This is a genomic window from Polaribacter batillariae (genome assembly GCF_017498485.1).
Classification (GTDB): domain Bacteria; phylum Bacteroidota; class Bacteroidia; order Flavobacteriales; family Flavobacteriaceae; genus Polaribacter; species Polaribacter batillariae.
In genome coordinates, this window is record NZ_CP071795.1 from 1,461,561 (window position 1) to 1,479,270 (window position 17,710).

Consider the following 17,710-nt stretch of genomic DNA (forward strand, 5'->3'; position numbering starts at 1 on the left):
TTTCTAAAATGCAGGTAATTGAAGCCGAAAAGGTTCTTTTTGAACAATATGGTATTAAAGGAAAGGCTTCAAAATTACCTGGAGAATTAGAGTCAAATTTTAAAATTAAAGTTAACAATAAACCGACTTATATTTTAAAATTTGCCTCTAAAAATTCTCCTCAATCTGAGTTAGATTTTCAAGAAAAAATGCTGTTGCATCTTTCTAATTCTAAAAAAAATATTGAGTTCCCTCAGTTGGTAAAAAACAATTCTGGAAACTATACTTCGAAAATTAAAACCGAAAGCGGATCATTTAGAAAAGTGCGTTTGCTTTCTTGGATAAATGGTCGAGTTTGGTCGAAAGTAAACCCGCAATTAAACCATTTACGTTTTAGTTTAGGACAAAAAGCAGGAGAAATTACCAAAACTCTTTTAGATTTTAATCATAAAAAAGCAAACAGAACATTCGCTTGGGACATTGCACAAACTGCTTGGGTAAAAGAATATTTGCATTTGTTTTCTAATGATAAAAAAGAATTGGTTTCCTATTTTTTAAATCAGTTTTATAATTTTGAAAAAGAGTATCAAACGCTTCGAAAAAGTGTTGTACATAATGATGTTAATGACAACAACATCTTAGTTTCCGACGATTTAGAAAACCCAACTGTAACTTCGATAATAGATTTTGGAGACGCTATAAAAACACAAATAATTAACGATGTTGCGATAACTTGTGCTTATGCAATAATGCATTATAACGATCCTTTAGAAGCCAGTTTATCCATTGTAAAAGGCTATCATTCCGTTTTTAAATTAGAAGAACAAGAATTAAAATATTTATATACTTTAATAGGAATTCGTTTGGTGATTTCTGTCACAAAATCGGCAATTAACAAAAAAGAAAATCCAGAAAACCATTATTTATTAATAAGTGAAAAACCTGCTTGGAAATTACTAAGAAAATGGAAATTAGTTTCTAAAGATTTTGCACATTATAGTTTTAGAAATGCGTGTGCATTTACGGCACATCCAAAAGAACATCTATTTAAAAATTGGGCTAAAAAACAAGATTTTTCTTTGGCAACATTGTTTCCAACCATCAATAAAAATAAAGTTGAAGAGTTAGATTTAAGTGTTTCTAGCCTTTGGATTGGGCATCAAAAACAATACAACGATTTAGATTTATTTCAATTTAAAATCAATCAACTTCAAAAAAAAGTGCCTTCTAAAATTATTGCTGGGGGCTATTTAGAACCTCGTTCTTTATACACTGCTACCTCTTACGATAAAGTTGGTAATTACGGAAAAGAAAGTAGAACGATTCATTTAGGAGTTGATTTTTGGTTGCCAGAAAACACACCTGTTCACGCACTTTTCGATGGAGAAGTTGTGGTTGCCAATAAGAATTTAAGTGATAAAGATTATGGCGGTTTCATTATTTTAAAACATCAACAAAAAGACTTTTATTTTTATACTTTGTATGGGCACAATACTGCAGAAAGCGTTCTAAAACACAAAACTGGAGACACAATTAAGAAAGGAGAACAAATCGCTGTTTTAGCAAATTATCCAGAAAATGGCAATTGGGCACCACATTTACATTTTCAAGCGTTTTTATCGATGCTAAATTATAAAAACACTTTTCCAGGAGTTGCCTTTTTTAATGAAATTGAGGTTTGGAAAAGCATATGCCCCAACCCGAATTTATTATTTAAAATTAAAGGGTCTAAAGAGAATTTAATTGATAATTCTAAGGAAATTCTTTCTCAAAGAAAAACACTTTTAGGAAAAGCAATGCGACTTCAATATAAAAAACCATTACATATTGTTCGCGGTTGGAACCAATATGTAATGGATGCTTTTGGAAGAAAATATTTAGACACCGTAAACAATGTAGCACATGTTGGGCACGAAAATTTCGAGGTTGTAAAAGCGGGGCAAAAACAAATGGCGGTTTTAAATACCAACACCCGCTATTTACATAAAAACATTAACAATTTAGCAAAAGAAATTCTAGAAACTTTACCAAAAGAAATGGCGGTTTTATATTTTGTAAATTCTGGAAGCGAAGCTAATGAACTTGCTCTTAGAATGGTAAAAACGGTTACAAATTCTAAAGAAATTATTGCAAGCGAAATGGGTTACCATGGCAACACAAATGCAACCATAAATATTTCTTCTTATAAATTTGATGGAAAAGGTGGAAAAGGAACGCCAAAAAACACACATATTTTTCCAATTCCGAACTCGTTTAGAGGAAAATATAGAGGCGAAAATACGGCCGAAAAATATGCTAATGAAGTGCAACTTTTAATCAACAACATTCATCAACAAAATAAAAAAGTAGGCGGTTTTATTATAGAACCCATTATTTCTTGTGGCGGACAAGTAGAATTGCCTAAAGGATTCTTAGCAAAAACATATCAAAAAGTAAAAAATGCAGGTGGTTTGTGTATTTCAGATGAAGTACAAACGGGTATTGGAAGAGTAGGAAAAACCTTTTGGGGTTTTCAATTGCACAACGTAATTCCAGATATTATTACCATTGGAAAACCTTTAGGTAATGGACACCCAATTACGGCAGTGGTTTGTACAAAAGAAGTTGCAGAAAAATTTGCTAACGGCATGGAGTTCTTTAATACTTTTGGCGGAAACCCAGTTTCTTGTGCAATTGCAACTCAGGTATTACAGACTGTAAAAAACAATAATTTACAAGAAAATGCGTTGATAGTTGGAGATTATTTAAAGCAAAAACTTTTAAAATTATCTAAGAAATTTCCAATAATTAGAAATGTTCGCGGCCAAGGTTTATTTCTTGGTTTCGAACTGGTTAACAATTATTTACAACCGCTACCAAAACAAACTGAATATTTAATCAATAGAGTGAAAGATTTTGGAATTTTAATGAGCTCAGATGGCCCTGATAATAACGTCATTAAAATAAAACCACCCATTATTTTTTCAAAAAAAGATGCCCAAGAAGTTATTTTTTACCTAAAATTAGTTTTTAAAGAAAACTTTATGAACTCGACTAAAATATAAACCCTATTTTTATAATTCAAAAAAAACATTAATTTTATTTATAATGATTAAAAAACGCATATATATCTTATTATTTGTAATTTCTTCTGCCTTAATTGCACAAGAAAAACCGGCAAAATGGGATGTGAATAATCCGCACGAAAATTGGTTATACAATACATTTACTTTAAATACAGACGAGGGAACTTGGATGAATTTAGATGTAAGTCCAGATGGTAAAACCATCGTTTTCGATTTATTAGGCGATATTTATAAAATGCCAATTTCTGGCGGAACTACAACTATTTTACGTTCTGGTTTGGCCTACGAAGTGCAACCTAGGTTTAGCCCAAATGGAAAATACATTTCTTTTACTAGTGATGCAGAAGGAGGAAATAATATTTGGGTAATGAGAGCTGATGGAAGTGACGCAAAATCGATTACAAAAGAAAAATACAGATTGTTAAATAACGCCGTTTGGACGCCAGATGGAAAATCTTTAGTGGCTAGAAAACACTTTACATCTACACGTTCTGTTGGTGCTGGAGAAATGTGGCAATACCCACTTTCTGGCGAAGCCGGTTTAAAGTTAACAACCCGAAAAAACGACCAACAAGATGTAAACGACCCTTCTATTTCACCAGATGGAAGGTATTTATACTATGCAGAAGATATGTATCCTGGAGGGTATTTTCAATATAACAAAGACCCAAACAAGCAGATTTACGTTATCAAACAATACGATTTCGAAACTGGAAAAACAAAACAAGTTACAGGTGGTCCTGGGGGTGCTGCAAGACCTGTAGTTTCTAAAGACGGTAAATTATTGGCATTTGTAAAACGTGTAAGAACCAAAACAGTTTTATACATACACGAATTAGCAACTGGACGAGAATGGCCCATTTATTACGATTTAAGTAAAGACCAACAAGAAGCGTGGGCTGTTTTTGGTGTGTATCCGCATTTTTCGTGGTTGCCAAATAACAAAGAAATTATTTTTTGGTCAGAAGGTAAAATCAACAAAATTAATATCGATTCTAAAGAAGTCGTAAACATTCCTTTTGAAGTGAATCAAGATATTAAATTGGCAAAGACACATCGTGTAAAAAGAAAGGTTTTTGAACCTAATTTTACTTCAAAAATGATTAAAGACCTAAAAACTTCGCCCAATGGTAAGGTGGTTGTTTTTACTGCATTAGGGCATATTTACAAAAAAGAATTACCAAATGGTGCACCAATAAGATTAACTTCTTTAGAAGATTTTGAAGCAGAACCAAACTTTTCTCCTGACGGAAATTCAGTAATTTTTGTAACTTGGAATGACGAGAATTTAGGCGCAATTTATAAAGTTAATTTAAATGGTACTGGAGTTACTAAATTAACTTCAGAAAAAGGAATTTATAGAACTCCTGCTTATAATAATGCAGGAACAAGAATTGTGTATCGAAAAGAAAACGGCAATGGAGATCAAGGTTACGATTACACTACAAAAGCAGGAATTTACACTGCATATTTAGATGGTTCTGGTGCGAATAAAATAAGTGATGAAGGAGAATTTCCAACATTTTCTGCCAATGACGAACGAGTGTTTTTTCAAACTGGTGGGTCTTTCTTTGGTGGTTTAACAAAAAAACTAAAGAGTGTAAATTTAAATGGAGAAGACGTAAAAAGCCATTTCTCGTCTAAATTGGCCAACAGATTGGTACCAAGTAAAAGTAACAATTGGGTAGCCTTTATTCATCTTCATAAATTGTATTTAGCACCATTTGTAATGAATGGAAGTGAAATTAATTTAGATGCCAATACCAAATCTTTTCATGTAGAAAGTTTGTCGGAAAATGCTGGAATTAATTTGCATTGGTCTTCTAACGACCAAAAAGTACATTGGACTTTGGGTGACGAATATTTTTCGAAAATTGTCGAAAATAACACTACAAATCCGTTTGCAAAAACCAATTTATCGACGGTAGCTGCAACCAGTACAAAAATTGGATTGACGACAAAATCTGACATTCCTGATGGAAGAATTGCCTTTACAAACGCTCGTTTAATTACCATGGATAATGATAAGATTATTGAAAACGGAACCATTGTTATTCATAAAAACAAAATAGAAAAAATAGGTACTTCTAAAGAAGTTGCTGTGCCATCTAATGCAAAAGTGTACGATCTAAAAGGCAAAACAATTATGCCAGGAATTGTAGATGTTCACGCACACGTAGGAGCTTTTAGAAACGGATTAAGCACCCAAAAACACTGGCAATTTTATGCAAATTTAGCTTTTGGTGTTACTACTGCTCACGATCCTTCTGTAAATACAGCTGCCGCTTTTACTTTAGAAGAACTGCAAAAAAGCGGTTTAATGGTTGGCCCAAGAATGTTTTCTACAGGCTTTATTTTATATGGAGCAGAAGGCGATTTTAAAGCTGTTGTTAATAACCTAGAAGATGCTCGTTTTGCAATTTCTAGAACAAAAGCTTTTGGAGCAAAATCTGTAAAAAGTTACAATCAACCAAGAAGAGAACAGCGTCAACAAATTATGCAGGCAGCAAGAGAATATGGTGTAAATGTTGTACCTGAAGGTGGTTCTAATTTTTATGCAAACATGAGTATGATTTTTGATGGACATACAGGAATTGAACACAACATACCTGTTGCACCTTTGTACAAAGATGTTTTAACTCTTTGGAAAAATAGTAAAACTGGCTACACACCAACTTTAATTGTAAATTATGGAGGCATGAATGGCGAGTTCGAATGGTATCAAAAAACAAATGTTTGGGAAAATAAAACCTTGTTAAAATACACCCCAAGATATGTCGTGGACACACGTTCGAGACACAGAACTATGGTGCCTGAAGAAGAATATAAAAACGGACATGTTTTAGTTTCTGAGTCTGCTACAAATCTTTCAAAATTGGGCGTAAAAGTAAATTTAGGTGCACACGGACAATTGCAAGGTTTAGGTGCACATTGGGAGTTGTGGATGCTACAACAAGGAGGTTTGTCGAATTTAGAAGCCTTAAAAGCAGCTACCATTAATGGTGCAGCATACATTGGTGCTGCAGATGAAATTGGTTCTTTACAAGTTGGTAAATTAGCAGATTTAATTGTAATGGATAAGAATCCTTTAGAAAACATTCGAAACTCTAATTCTGTTATTTATACGATGGTTAATGGCCGTTTATACGATGTAAATACCATGAACGAAATTGGAAACTACAATAAAAAAAGAGGAAAGTTTTATTTTGAAAACCTAGATTACAACCAAGGTTTTCCTGTAAATTTAAAAACAAATAGTTTTACAACTCCTACTTGTAGCTGTCACTAGCTAATTAAAATCAATAAAAGACTGTTTAAATGATGTAAAACTTCACTTAAACAGTTTTTTTAAGATTATTTTTAATGTAAATTATCTAATTCTGCCTGTAATTTCTTCGTCAAACCTTTTACTACTAATTCGTAAGAATGGTTAATTAATTTTCTAACCAAATCATCAGAAACATCTAAAGAATTTATAATTACGGTATTCCAATGTTTTTTACTCATGTGAAAACCAGGTTCTATTCCCTCATACGCTCCACGTAATTCTTCGGCTTTATCTGGGTCGCACTTTAAATTTATTTTCTGTTCTCCATTTTCCCATCTATCTAAACCCACCAAAGCAAACATCTTTCCCATCACCTTAAAAACAAGGGTTACATCATCAAAAGGAAAATGTTCTGTAACTCCTTTTTTGGCAATACAAAAATCTCTTAATTCTTCTATGTGCATAAAATATTATATTTATTACAATTTAAAAACTACCTTTATCTACCAAATTTACAACTATTATTCAAATGGAAAACGAATTTCTAAATAAGTCCTCTATTATAAATTATTCGAGTAAAAACTACGAAAAAAGAAGTACTGCTTCATTAAATGAAATAATTTTTACTAAAAATGATGAGACTACACAATGGTTAAACACTTATGGTATTAAATACCAAGAAGATTTTAAAAAGGTAATTCATCAAAATAAATTAGACGATTTTTTAATAAAACTATTAAGCGACGAAGAACACCCTAATAAGGTTATTTTACTAGATGGTTTGTTGTTTGTAACTACACGTGTTTTAATTACTGAAAGCGCTAAATTTGAGTCTGAACAAATGATTTTTATTGTTTCGCCTGATTATTTATGGTCTATTCAAGAAAAACAAGGCGATTATTTTAATTGGATTCGCGAACGTTTAGAAGGAAACAAAGGCATTGTTAGAAAGAAAAAAGCCGATTATTTATTATTTTTATTATTAGAATCTATTATTGATAATTACCAAGATACCTATCAAGAAAACGCAGAATTAAGCTCAAATGAGTTGAGTTCTGCGAATATAAAACCAACTCCAGAATTTACTTCTTTGGTAGAAAAAAGAAAGCAAGAGTTATTTAATTTTAAAAAAGCAACCATTAGTTTAAAAGACACCATTGTTAAGTTAGAAAAAATAGAAATTAAAGGTTTTAACGTAAAATATTTTAGCGAATTAAAAGAGCAAACGAATAATTTAATATCGAACATCGATTTTGAACTACAAGAGTTAGAAAGTAAAATAAACTTAATTTTTAGTATTCAAGGACATCGTTTAAATGAAGTAATGAAAACGTTAACGATTCTTTCTGTAATTTTTATTCCGCTTACGTTTTTAGCAGGAATTTATGGAATGAATTTCGAACATATTCCTGAACTAAAATTTAAATATGGGTATTTTATTTTGTTAGGAGTAATGGTTTTAGTAACCATTGTTTCTGTTTGGTACTTTAAACGTAAAAAGTGGTTTTAGGGTTTGATTCCATTTACCATTTGAAAATCCTGATTTAAGACACGAATTTCTCTAAAAAAAACTGACAAAAATTTCAGAAATTTTACAGATTTTAACAAATTTGAATGAACATTATTTAAGTTTACTTAATAATCTTATACAAAACAGGCTTGCTTGGAGTTGCATCATTTTCGAAAGGAGCAATCATTAAATTCAACAAATACTCTCCATCTTCTACTGAATTTGGCACGTAAATAAACTCTGTAATTGTTGCATTCATTCTTATTTTTCCTGAAGTATTCCAAAAAGCATTGTGTGCTAACAACGCCCCATCGTCTTTTTCTTTATCTACAGAAGGCAAATCGATTAATAAATGTTTGATGCCTTTTTCTCTTAAATAAATAGCAGCTTCTTCTAACAAATAAGGCGGATTCGTATTCGAATATCTCATCGACTTTTTATCTGATAAATTCGGTATCGTTCTAATTACAATCGCATCTCTTTTCTTATTTCCTAACGCCGATTTTAGTTGTTTTGCCGAAATTACCAAATCGTCGCCTTTACTTTCTGGCGCAACTGTAACTACTTCTGCAAGAAATATAAAATATTTTAAATTTTTATTTACAGAATGTACTTTTTCTGTAATATGCCCCACACACTCTGTGTGCGTAATATGCGAATGTGGGTTAAAGTGAATATTATTAAAATTTACAACAGCCCCTTCTGAAACTTTTACAGTTTCGCCATCGATTTCTTCCGGAGAAATTTTTGGATCGCCTATATACCAAGCATTTACATTCTCTTTCGAAGTGTCTATGGGTATAGAAATATCTAAAGGATTGGAAATATTTACGACTATTCTCCTAGAATTGTACTCTATGGTTGCCTTCATGGATGCTAAAAATTACACTAATATTATCTCAAATATACCTTTTTTAGAAGATGTTTAAAAAATCTTATTGGTTTTTTAAATTGAATTCAACATAAAAAGATCCGATGCAATTCCGTCACATAAGAATTTTCCTCTTTTTGTCGTTGTTAATTTCTCTACTCCGTTTGTTGTAACTACAATTTCTAGTAATTTTTCATCTATATATTTTTGAGATTGATTTTTTAAATAATGTAGGTATTTTTCTCCGTAATTACTTTTTATTTTCGCTAAAGAAACGCCCCAAATGGTGCGTAAACCTGTCATTATATACTCATTATAATTATCGGTTTTAGATAAAGTTTCTCTTTCTATTGGCAAGTTATTTTCTTGAATAGATTTAATATATTGGGTATTGTTTCTAACATTCCAACTCCGTTGTTTTCCGTCGAAAGAATGTGCAGAAGGGCCAATGCCTAAATACGATTTTCCTAACCAATAAGAAGAATTATTTTTGCTAAAGAGCCCCTCTTTCCCGAAATTAGATAATTCATAATGAATAAAACCAGCCTTTTCTAATTCCTCCATTAAAATATAAAACTGTTCTTGCGCTTTTTTTTCGCTAACCTTTTTAATTTTTCCTTTAGCAATAAGCGTTTCTAAAGCCGTTTTTGGTTCTACAGTTAAGGCATAACTAGAAATGTGTGAAATACCAAAACTTAAGGCTGTTTGTATATTTTCTCGCCATTCTTTATTCGAACAATCTGGAATTCCGTAAATTAAATCTACAGAAATATTCTTAAAATGGCGAATTGCGACAGACAAACAATTTTTAGCTTCTATGGAATTATGTGCACGATTCATCAACTTTAAATCTCTCTCGAAAAAAGATTGAATTCCAATACTTAGTCGATTGATTGGTGACTTCGAAAGTGCGATTATTTTTTCTTCAGATAAATCATCTGGGTTGGCTTCTAAAGTAATTTCTGGGTTGGCGACCACTTTAAAGTTATTGTAAACAGCATTTATTAAAAGCTCTATTTCATCCTTATTTAAAACAGATGGGGTTCCTCCTCCAAAGTAAATGGTTTCTACAATTTTATCACCTAACTCGCTTTTTCTGATTTCGATTTCTTTAATGAAAGCTAAAAGCATTGCTTCTTTTTTCTTTAAAGAAGTAGAAAAATGAAAGTCGCAATAGAAACATGCTTGTTTGCAAAATGGGATGTGAATGTAGATTCCAGACATAAAATAGTTTTCAGTAGCAGTATCAGTTGGCAGAGCTATTTAACTCCAAATTTACCAGGATTATTAATCATATAATTAATTAACTTTCCAACTTCTGAGTTTTCAGCAGATAAATTTTCAAAAGTACCTTTATCAATGTATTTACATTCTAAAGCAAACATTAGCCAAGTTAAAGTTTCCGAATTTTCAGCATCAGAATCAGTTAACTTACTTGAAAAGTGTTTTGGATATTGTCTTTTTCTATAAGCTTCAGATATATTTGCAGACACACTTCTAGAAGATCTTCTTATTTGATCTGTTAGAGAATATCTTTCTTCTTTTGGAAAAGATTTAGAAATTTCAAAAATTTTCATCGATAAAGTAAACGATTTTTTAAATGCTAATAGGTCTATAAAGCTCATGACTTAAATTATATTAAAAATTGTTAACCCAAACTGCTACTGCTACTGCTACTGCTACTGAAAACTAAAAAATTATTTAACTTTTTTAGGATTTTGCTTTACAAAACTTGCCCAACCAGTATAGTTTTTTCCTCCAACAACTCGCCCAGAATTGTAAAAATGACAAACTGCAGCCGCCAAACCATCTGTAGCATCTAAATTTTTGGGTAAAGTTTTTAAGTTTAAAAGCGATTTTAACATTAGTGCAACTTGCTCTTTACTCGCGCTTCCATTTCCGGTAATTGCCATTTTAATTTTCTTTGGCAAATATTCTGTAATAGGAATTTGTCTCGACAAACCTGCAGCCATGGCAACACCTTGCGCTCTTCCTAATTTTAACATACTTTGTACATTTTTTCCAAAAAAGGGCGCTTCAATAGCAATTTCATCAGGGTTATAAGTGTCAATCAATTCAATAGTTCTATCGAAAATTAGTTTTAATTTTAAATAATGGTCGTCGTATTTTGTAAGCAGTAACTCATTCATTTGAATAAACTCCATCTTTTTTCCAACAATTTTTATCAATCCAAACCCCATAATTGTAGTTCCTGGGTCAATTCCTAAAATTATTTTTTCTATCGCCACAATCGTAGATTGTTTTTTGTGTATATCGTTCTTTTTTACAAACGATTATTTATTACTTTGCACTAAATGTACAACTCGCTTTCATACAAATCTAAACAATTCTTTTGGTTGCTCATAAAACTATCTATTGTAATTGGTTGTGGGTATTTTATTTGGAAAAGATTAACCTCTAATCGTGAGTTTCTGTTTTTTGATTTTTATCAAAATTGGATTCAAAACAACATTTTTTCGATTCGAAACCTTATTTTTCTATTCATTTTTACTTTTTTGAACTGGTTTTTAGAAATTATAAAATGGCAAACTCTTGCTTCTTTTTGTGTAAAAACAAGTAGAAAAAATGCTGCAATTCAAAGCCTCGCTTCACTAACAACTTCTTTAATTACACCAAACAGAATTGGCGAATATGGTGCAAAAGCATTGTATTTTAAAAAACCTTTTCGAAAACAAATTATGGGCTTAAATTTGGTGGGCAACTTTTATCAAATGATAATTACGCTTGTTTTTGGCGTTATTGGTTTTGGGTATTTTGTTTGCAATCATAATATTTCTATTGATTATTCTAGTATTTTATACTTTTTATTAGTGAGTATTTTAATATTTTTTATTCTTTTTTTTAGTTTTAAAAATGTTTCTTTCAAAGGATATTCTATTGAAAAAGCGAGAATTTTTATCAACAAAATTCCATTACAATTAAATGTGAAAGTTAGTTTGATTTCCTTATTCCGATTTGTTGTTTTTTCGCATCAATTTTATTTTTTGCTTTTAATTTTTAAAGCTGATATTTCTTACACAAATGCAATTATTGCGATTACAACCGTTTATTTTATCAGTTCTGTGGTGCCCATGCTATCGCTTTTCGATGTGGTTTTAAAAGGAACTGTTGCAATTTGGGTGTTTTCTTTTTTTAATATTGAACCGCTTATTATTTTATCGATTACCACACTTATGTGGATTTTTAATTTTATGTTTCCCGCAATTATTGGAAGCTATTTTGTATTAACTTTTAAACCTAACTTCGTAAAATGATTTGGTTTGCCCTTTTTACATTCATTTTATATGCAATTTTAATAATTGCACTCGCTGTGGGTTTTACCAAAGTTGATGAATTTATACTTAAAAACTCAAAACCAAAAACTTCGTTTTCTGTAATTATTCCTTTTCGAAATGAAGCCAAAAATTTGCCGAATTTATTAAAATCTATATCTCTATTAAATTATCCGAAGGAATTAGTAGAATTTATTTTTGTGGATGATGCCTCTTCTGATAATTCTTTAGTGATAATTGAACGAGTTCTCGATACAATTTCGCGAAAAAGCGAAATCACTCGAACGAACATACATGTTATCAAAAATGTAAGAACCACAAATTCACCCAAAAAAGATGCGATTACAACAGCCATTTCCATCGCCAAAAACAGTTGGATTCTTACTACAGATGCAGATTGTATTTTACCTGAAAATTGGCTAACAACTTTCGATAATTTTATTCAACAAAAAAAACCGAAAATGGTAGTTGCTCCTGTAAATTATAAGGTTAAACATGGTTTTTTAGAGCAGTTTCAATTGTTAGATTTTATAAGTTTGCAAGCAAGCACAATTGGAGGTTTTGGTATTCATTTTCCTTTTTTGTGTAATGGTGCCAATTTGGGGTATAAAAAAGAATCTTTTTTAAAATTAAATGGGTTTAGTGGCAACAACACCATTGCCAGTGGCGATGATATTTTTCTGTTTGAAAAGTTTATAGAAAATGATAAAAAATCGGTAAAATTTTTAAAATCGAGAAATGCTATGGTAACTACTTTTCCTGTAAAAACATGGAAAGACCTAATAAACCAACGAGTTAGATGGGCTTCCAAAACCAGTAAAATTAAAGATTATAAAGTAAAATTAATAGGTGTATTGATCTTTTTTACAAACCTAATGGTTCTTTTTAGCTTATTTTACTTCGATAGTGTATTGCTTAAATTGTTTCCAATAACCCTAAAAATTAGTATTGATTTGTGTTTATTTATGCCGACAATTAATTTTTATAAACATAAAAAGTCGGGCTACAAATGGTATGTGTTGTGTAGTTTTTTTTATCCTTTTTTTAGTGTGTTTATTGTTTTAAAATCTTTATTTTCTAAGTATAATTGGAAAGGAAGAACGTTTAAAAAATAAAGAAAATCTTAAAATAAAGCCTCCATGATTGCTTCTGCTTTGAACCAAAGAAGTAGAACAACTGCTAATAAAATCACCAAAAAAAGTCCTTTTTTGGGTTTTGTTTCTTTTTTTCTGCCAAATTTTCTTTCGAACTTCATTTTTTTTATAATTTTTACTAAAATGTAAATTTAGTAAAAGTTCTTGATATTATTGTGCCTCTTAAAGTTCTTATTCTCGATACAAATTTACTCGAATTGCCAGAATTTTATCAACATGCACAATAACACCTTTTTATGTTTTAAAACTAAGATTAAAAACTGAGCTACCAACTGAAAACTACTTACTTTTTTACAGCTCTTAACATCTCTCTTTTTCCTGGAGGTCCAGGCAAACGTTCTACTGTAAAACCAACTGCTTGCATAGCTCTTCTAACGCTTCCTTTTGCAGAATAAGTTACTAAAATTCCGTTTTCTTTTAAGGCTGTAAACATTTTAGCAAAAATATCTTCTGTCCATAATTGTGGTTGCACACGTGCACCAAAAGCATCAAAATAAATTAAATGAAAGGCATCTTTATCTGAAATGTCTTCGAAAAATTGTTTTCTTTTTAAGATTGAAAAATTTGATGTAAGTTGATGTTTTTCTTCCCACGGAACTTCGTGCATTTTATTAAAAATTGCATTTTCTTCCTTGGCATCTAAAACAGTAATAAAATTCATTTTTTTAATTTCTTCTGAAATTACTGGGTATGCCTCTACCCCAACGTAATCTACTGGTTTTTTGGCTTCTAAATAAGTAATAAAAGCGTTTAAACCTGTACCAAAACCTATTTCGAGAATCGCAACTTTATCTGCAGAAATTTGTCTTAAACCGTTTTCTATAAAAACGTGATAGGTTTCGTTAATCGAGCCATTTTTAGAGTGATATTGCTCATTCCAATCTGGTAAATGAATGGTTGTAGAACCATCTGAAGTAATTCGTATTTCTCTTTTCACGATTTAGATTGAAATTATATTTTTTGATTACTTCGAATTAATATTATTTTTTTCCTAATAAAACACCCTTGGCTTCAAAAGCAAATTCTTTTTTAGGCTTGGTAATTTTGGCAATTTCTTCTTTACTTTTTCCTGCATCTTGTGCATAATGTTGCAATTCTTCTACAGGCGTAATTTTTACGAAAGCTTTTCCTTCTACAATTACTTGTTTTCCTTGCGAATCTAAAGGCATAAAAAAACCATAATCTTTAAAACGAACCATGGTTTCTGTTTCTTCATTTAAAGGTAGTTTCATCCAACAACCTTTTTTAGAACAAACTTCTTTAATTTCTGAAGTAAATTTTACATCAATAGTATCACCCACATTCATGTTTTCGAATTTCGCCAACATTTGGTCTTTTGTGAACGCATCTTTTTCAGAAATTTTATCTCCAAAAGTTGCGTATGCCATTTCTTCTGTGGTATTTTCTAGTGTTTTATGGTCTTTTTTTCCATCTTTACAAGCTGTAAAAACCAATGCTACGATTGCACAAAATTTAACGATTACCTTTATAGATTGCATATTTAATAATTTTAATGCAAATGTACATAATTTTAGTGCAAAACCCATATTATTATGTTCTTTCAGATAAATAAATTATGTACATTTGTGCTAAATTTTAATCAATTTAATTATGAGTTCTACTATAGAAATCAAACATATAAAAAAGTCTAAAATAGATACCATAGACTTTAACAACTTGCCTTTTGGTAGCGTTTTTTCGGATCATATGCTTGTTTGCGATTATAAAGATGGAAAATGGCAAACCCCAGTAATAGAGCCTTATGGCCCCATTTCTTTAGACCCTTCTGCAAAGATTTTTCATTACGGACAATCTATTTTCGAAGGAATGAAAGCCTACAAAGATGCAGAAGGAAACACGTTGTTATTTAGACCTTTAGACAATTGTAAACGTTTAAATAAATCTGCAGAACGCTTGGTAATTCCGCAAATACCCGAAGATGTTTTTATGGATGGCTTAAAAACATTGTTAAAAGTAGATGAAGCCTGGATTCCTACAAACGAAGGAAGTTCTTTATACATTCGCCCTTTTATGTTTGCTTCTGGAAACGGTTTTCATGCTTCTCCTGCAAACGAATATAAATTATTAATTTGTACAGCACCTTCTGGGGCTTATTTTGCTGGAAAAGTAAAAGTTTTAATTGAAGAAAAATACGCACGTGCTGCTAATGGTGGTGTTGGTTTTGCAAAAGCTGGTGGAAATTATGCTGCGCAGTTTTACCCAACTCAATTAGCGATTGAGAAAGGATACAACCAAGTAATTTGGACAGACGATAATACGCACGAGTATATTGAAGAAGCTGGTGCCATGAATATTTTTATTAGAATTAACGACACTTTAATTACGAGCCCAACAAGCGATAGAATTTTAGACGGAATTACACGTAAAAGTGTTATTCAAATTGCAAAAGACATGAATATGGATGTTGAAGTGCGTAAAATTTCGGTTTCTGAAGTAATTTCGGCTGCACAATCTGGAAACTTAAAAGAAATGTTTGGAGCAGGAACTGCGGCTGTTATTTCTCCCATTGCTGGTTTTGGGTACCAAGGAACAGATTACGATTTACCTGAATTAGAAAAACCTTTTGCAGCAACTTTAAAGAAAGCAATTACAGACATTCAAACCAATAAAGCTAAGGACCCTTATGGCTGGAGAGTGGTTGTAGAATAAATATTCCGTTTTTAGCAGTAATTTTTGGTGGTTGCTTTTAAAGATTTATAATTTATGATTTGATCTTACTGTAAAACTAAATGATGTTTTTCTAAATTAGAAAATAAAACATAGCATTCGTTACAGTTTCTTTTTGTAATAAAATAGAAAGGAAAAAAAGCGTTTTATTACAGTAATTTCAAATCATAAATAGTATATTTTAAGACTCGAAAACCCGCGTTAAGGATAGAAACGGCATCCTTTTTATGCTAAACTCTATAAAAATTTTAGTTTGTTTTTTAAGACTCGAAATAATATTTAAATGTACAAGGTGCTGAAAATAAATTTAGCATAAAAAGATATAGTGGATAGCCTGTTAAAACGCCCAACTTATCGATATATTTTTTGTGAATAACAATCATTTAAAGTAAAAAAATCCCTACAAATTAATGTAAGGATTTTAAATTTCGATGCCATTTCTCAATCGCCATAAAAGGCGTATTTCGAAATGGCAAATAGTTTATAAAAATTGCAATTAAAAAATTAACGCCTATTTTTAGTATCTATAATGCTCTGGTTTATAAGGTCCTTCTACAGTTACGCCAATATAATCGGCCTGTTCTTTGCTTAATTCTGTTAACTCTACCCCTATTTTAGCCAAGTGTAATTTTGCGACTTTTTCATCTAAATGTTTTGGTAGCATATACACTTTATTTTCATAAGCATCTTTATTAGTCCACAATTCTATTTGCGCCAAGGTTTGGTTTGTAAAAGAGTTAGACATTACAAAACTTGGGTGCCCAGTTGCACATCCTAAATTTACCAAACGCCCTTCTGCCAACAAAATAATATCTTTTCCGTTGATATTGTATTTATCTACCTGTGGTTTAATCTCCACTTTTTCGCTGTTTGCATTTAAATAAGGTACATCAATTTCATTATCGAAATGACCAATATTTGCAACAATTGTTTTGTCTTTCATTGCTTCGAAATGTTCTCCTCGAACAATTCCTTTGTTACCTGTTGTGGTAATTACGATATCTGCATTGGCAATAACGGTTTCTAATTTTTTTACTTCGAAACCGTCCATTGCTGCTTGTAACGCACAAATTGGGTCGATTTCTGTAACCGTAACAATGGAACCTGCACCTTTAAAAGAAGCAGCTGTACCTTTACCAACATCTCCATAACCACAAACCACAACACGTTTTCCTGCCAACATAATATCTGTTGCTCTACGAATTGCATCTACTGCACTTTCTTTACAACCATATTTATTATCGAATTTCGATTTTGTAACAGAATCGTTAACATTTATTGCTGGCATTGGTAAGGTTCCGTTTTTTACACGTTCATATAATCTGTGAACTCCTGTAGTTGTTTCTTCAGACAAACCATTAATTCCTGCAGCCAATTCTGGGTAACGATCTAAAACCATGTTGGTTAAATCTCCACCATCATCTAAAATCATGTTTAATGGCTTTCTATCTTCACCAAAAAATAAGGTTTGCTCAATACACCAATCGAATTCTTCTTCGTTCATACCTTTCCACGCATACACTGGTGTTCCTGTTGCAGCAATTGCAGCTGCAGCTTGGTCTTGTGTAGAAAAAATATTACAAGAACTCCAAGTAACCTCTGCACCTAACGCTTGTAACGTTTCTATTAAAACCGCTGTTTGAATAGTCATATGCAAACAACCTGCAATTCTTGCTCCTTTTAAAGGTTGGCTTTCTCCATATTCTTCTCTTAAACTCATTAATCCAGGCATTTCTGCTTCTGCTAATTCAATTTCTTTTCTTCCCCAATCTGCTAAAGAAATATCTTTAACTTTAAACGGAACGTATGCTTTTGTTGCACTCATATTTTTGTATATTTAAATTCTGTTTTTTTGCGACTGCAAAGTTACGACATAGAAATT

14 protein-coding genes are annotated in these 17,710 nt (G+C 31.3%); 6 read left to right on the forward strand and 8 right to left on the reverse strand.

What is annotated here, in order from left to right; all coding sequences use genetic code 11:
- The first annotated feature begins 8 nt into the window (after nt 1-8).
- Nucleotides 9-3,023, forward strand: coding sequence for an aminotransferase class III-fold pyridoxal phosphate-dependent enzyme (locus tag JL193_RS06380; RefSeq protein ID WP_207972991.1), 3,015 nt, complete (start codon nt 9-11; stop codon nt 3,021-3,023).
- 43 nt (nt 3,024-3,066) lie between these two features.
- Nucleotides 3,067-6,333 (forward strand): amidohydrolase family protein, encoded by a 3,267-nt coding sequence (locus tag JL193_RS06385; protein WP_207972992.1) that lies wholly within the window; start codon nt 3,067-3,069, stop codon nt 6,331-6,333.
- Nucleotides 6,334-6,404: 71 nt separating this feature from the next.
- On the opposite strand, the gene JL193_RS06390 is transcribed toward JL193_RS06385, so the two are convergent.
- Nucleotides 6,405-6,776 (reverse strand): MmcQ/YjbR family DNA-binding protein, encoded by a 372-nt coding sequence (locus JL193_RS06390; protein WP_207972993.1) that lies wholly within the window; start codon nt 6,774-6,776, stop codon nt 6,405-6,407.
- A 65-nt stretch (nt 6,777-6,841) separates the two neighbouring features.
- Here JL193_RS06390 and JL193_RS06395 point away from each other — a divergent pair, with 65 nt between their 5' ends.
- Nucleotides 6,842-7,822 (forward strand): magnesium and cobalt transport protein CorA, encoded by a 981-nt coding sequence (locus tag JL193_RS06395; RefSeq protein ID WP_207972994.1) that lies wholly within the window; start codon nt 6,842-6,844, stop codon nt 7,820-7,822.
- A gap of 121 nt (nt 7,823-7,943) precedes the next feature.
- Here the strand turns inward: JL193_RS06395 and JL193_RS06400 are convergent, their stop codons facing one another.
- The 4 genes from JL193_RS06400 to ruvC all read right to left on the reverse strand — a co-directional run bounded on the left by JL193_RS06400 (nt 7,944) and on the right by ruvC (nt 10,942).
- Complete coding sequence (locus JL193_RS06400; RefSeq protein ID WP_207972995.1) at nt 7,944-8,693, reverse strand: cyclase family protein; 750 nt, start codon at nt 8,691-8,693, stop codon at nt 7,944-7,946.
- Between the two features lie 75 nt (nt 8,694-8,768).
- A complete protein-coding gene (hemW, locus tag JL193_RS06405; protein ID WP_207972996.1) occupies nt 8,769-9,917 on the reverse strand; it encodes a radical SAM family heme chaperone HemW in 1,149 nt (382 codons plus the stop codon).
- A gap of 35 nt (nt 9,918-9,952) precedes the next feature.
- A complete protein-coding gene (locus JL193_RS06410) occupies nt 9,953-10,318 on the reverse strand; it encodes a four helix bundle protein (protein ID WP_207972997.1) in 366 nt (121 codons plus the stop codon).
- 72 nt (nt 10,319-10,390) lie between these two features.
- On the reverse strand, nt 10,391-10,942 hold the full coding sequence (gene ruvC / locus JL193_RS06415) for a crossover junction endodeoxyribonuclease RuvC (RefSeq protein ID WP_207972998.1): 552 nt from the start codon (nt 10,940-10,942) through the stop codon (nt 10,391-10,393).
- Between the two features lie 267 nt (nt 10,943-11,209).
- Here ruvC and JL193_RS06420 point away from each other — a divergent pair, with 267 nt between their 5' ends.
- On the forward strand, nt 11,210-11,968 hold the full coding sequence (locus JL193_RS06420) for a hypothetical protein (RefSeq protein WP_207972999.1): 759 nt from the start codon (nt 11,210-11,212) through the stop codon (nt 11,966-11,968).
- The gene (locus JL193_RS06425; RefSeq protein ID WP_207973000.1) at nt 11,965-13,101 is read left to right on the forward strand and encodes a glycosyltransferase family 2 protein; all 1,137 of its coding nucleotides are present in this window, start codon (nt 11,965-11,967) and stop codon (nt 13,099-13,101) included. The genes JL193_RS06420 and JL193_RS06425 overlap by 4 nt, the downstream gene beginning before the upstream one ends.
- A 322-nt stretch (nt 13,102-13,423) precedes the next feature.
- Here JL193_RS06425 and mnmC2 read toward each other — a convergent pair whose 3' ends face one another.
- The gene (gene mnmC2, locus JL193_RS06430) at nt 13,424-14,077 is read right to left on the reverse strand and encodes a tRNA (5-methylaminomethyl-2-thiouridine)(34)-methyltransferase MnmC2 (RefSeq protein WP_207973001.1); all 654 of its coding nucleotides are present in this window, start codon (nt 14,075-14,077) and stop codon (nt 13,424-13,426) included.
- Nucleotides 14,078-14,120: 43 nt separating this feature from the next.
- Nucleotides 14,121-14,639, reverse strand: a complete 519-nt coding sequence (locus JL193_RS06435) for a DUF4920 domain-containing protein (RefSeq protein WP_367890034.1) — start codon at nt 14,637-14,639, stop codon at nt 14,121-14,123.
- 112 nt (nt 14,640-14,751) lie between these two features.
- On the opposite strand from JL193_RS06435, the gene JL193_RS06440 reads away from it, so the two are divergent.
- Nucleotides 14,752-15,810, forward strand: a complete 1,059-nt coding sequence (locus JL193_RS06440; protein WP_207973002.1) for a branched-chain amino acid aminotransferase — start codon at nt 14,752-14,754, stop codon at nt 15,808-15,810.
- 535 nt (nt 15,811-16,345) lie between these two features.
- Here the strand turns inward: JL193_RS06440 and ahcY are convergent.
- The gene (gene ahcY / locus JL193_RS06445; protein WP_207973003.1) at nt 16,346-17,653 is read right to left on the reverse strand and encodes an adenosylhomocysteinase; all 1,308 of its coding nucleotides are present in this window, start codon (nt 17,651-17,653) and stop codon (nt 16,346-16,348) included.
- Nucleotides 17,654-17,710 lie beyond the last annotated feature (57 nt).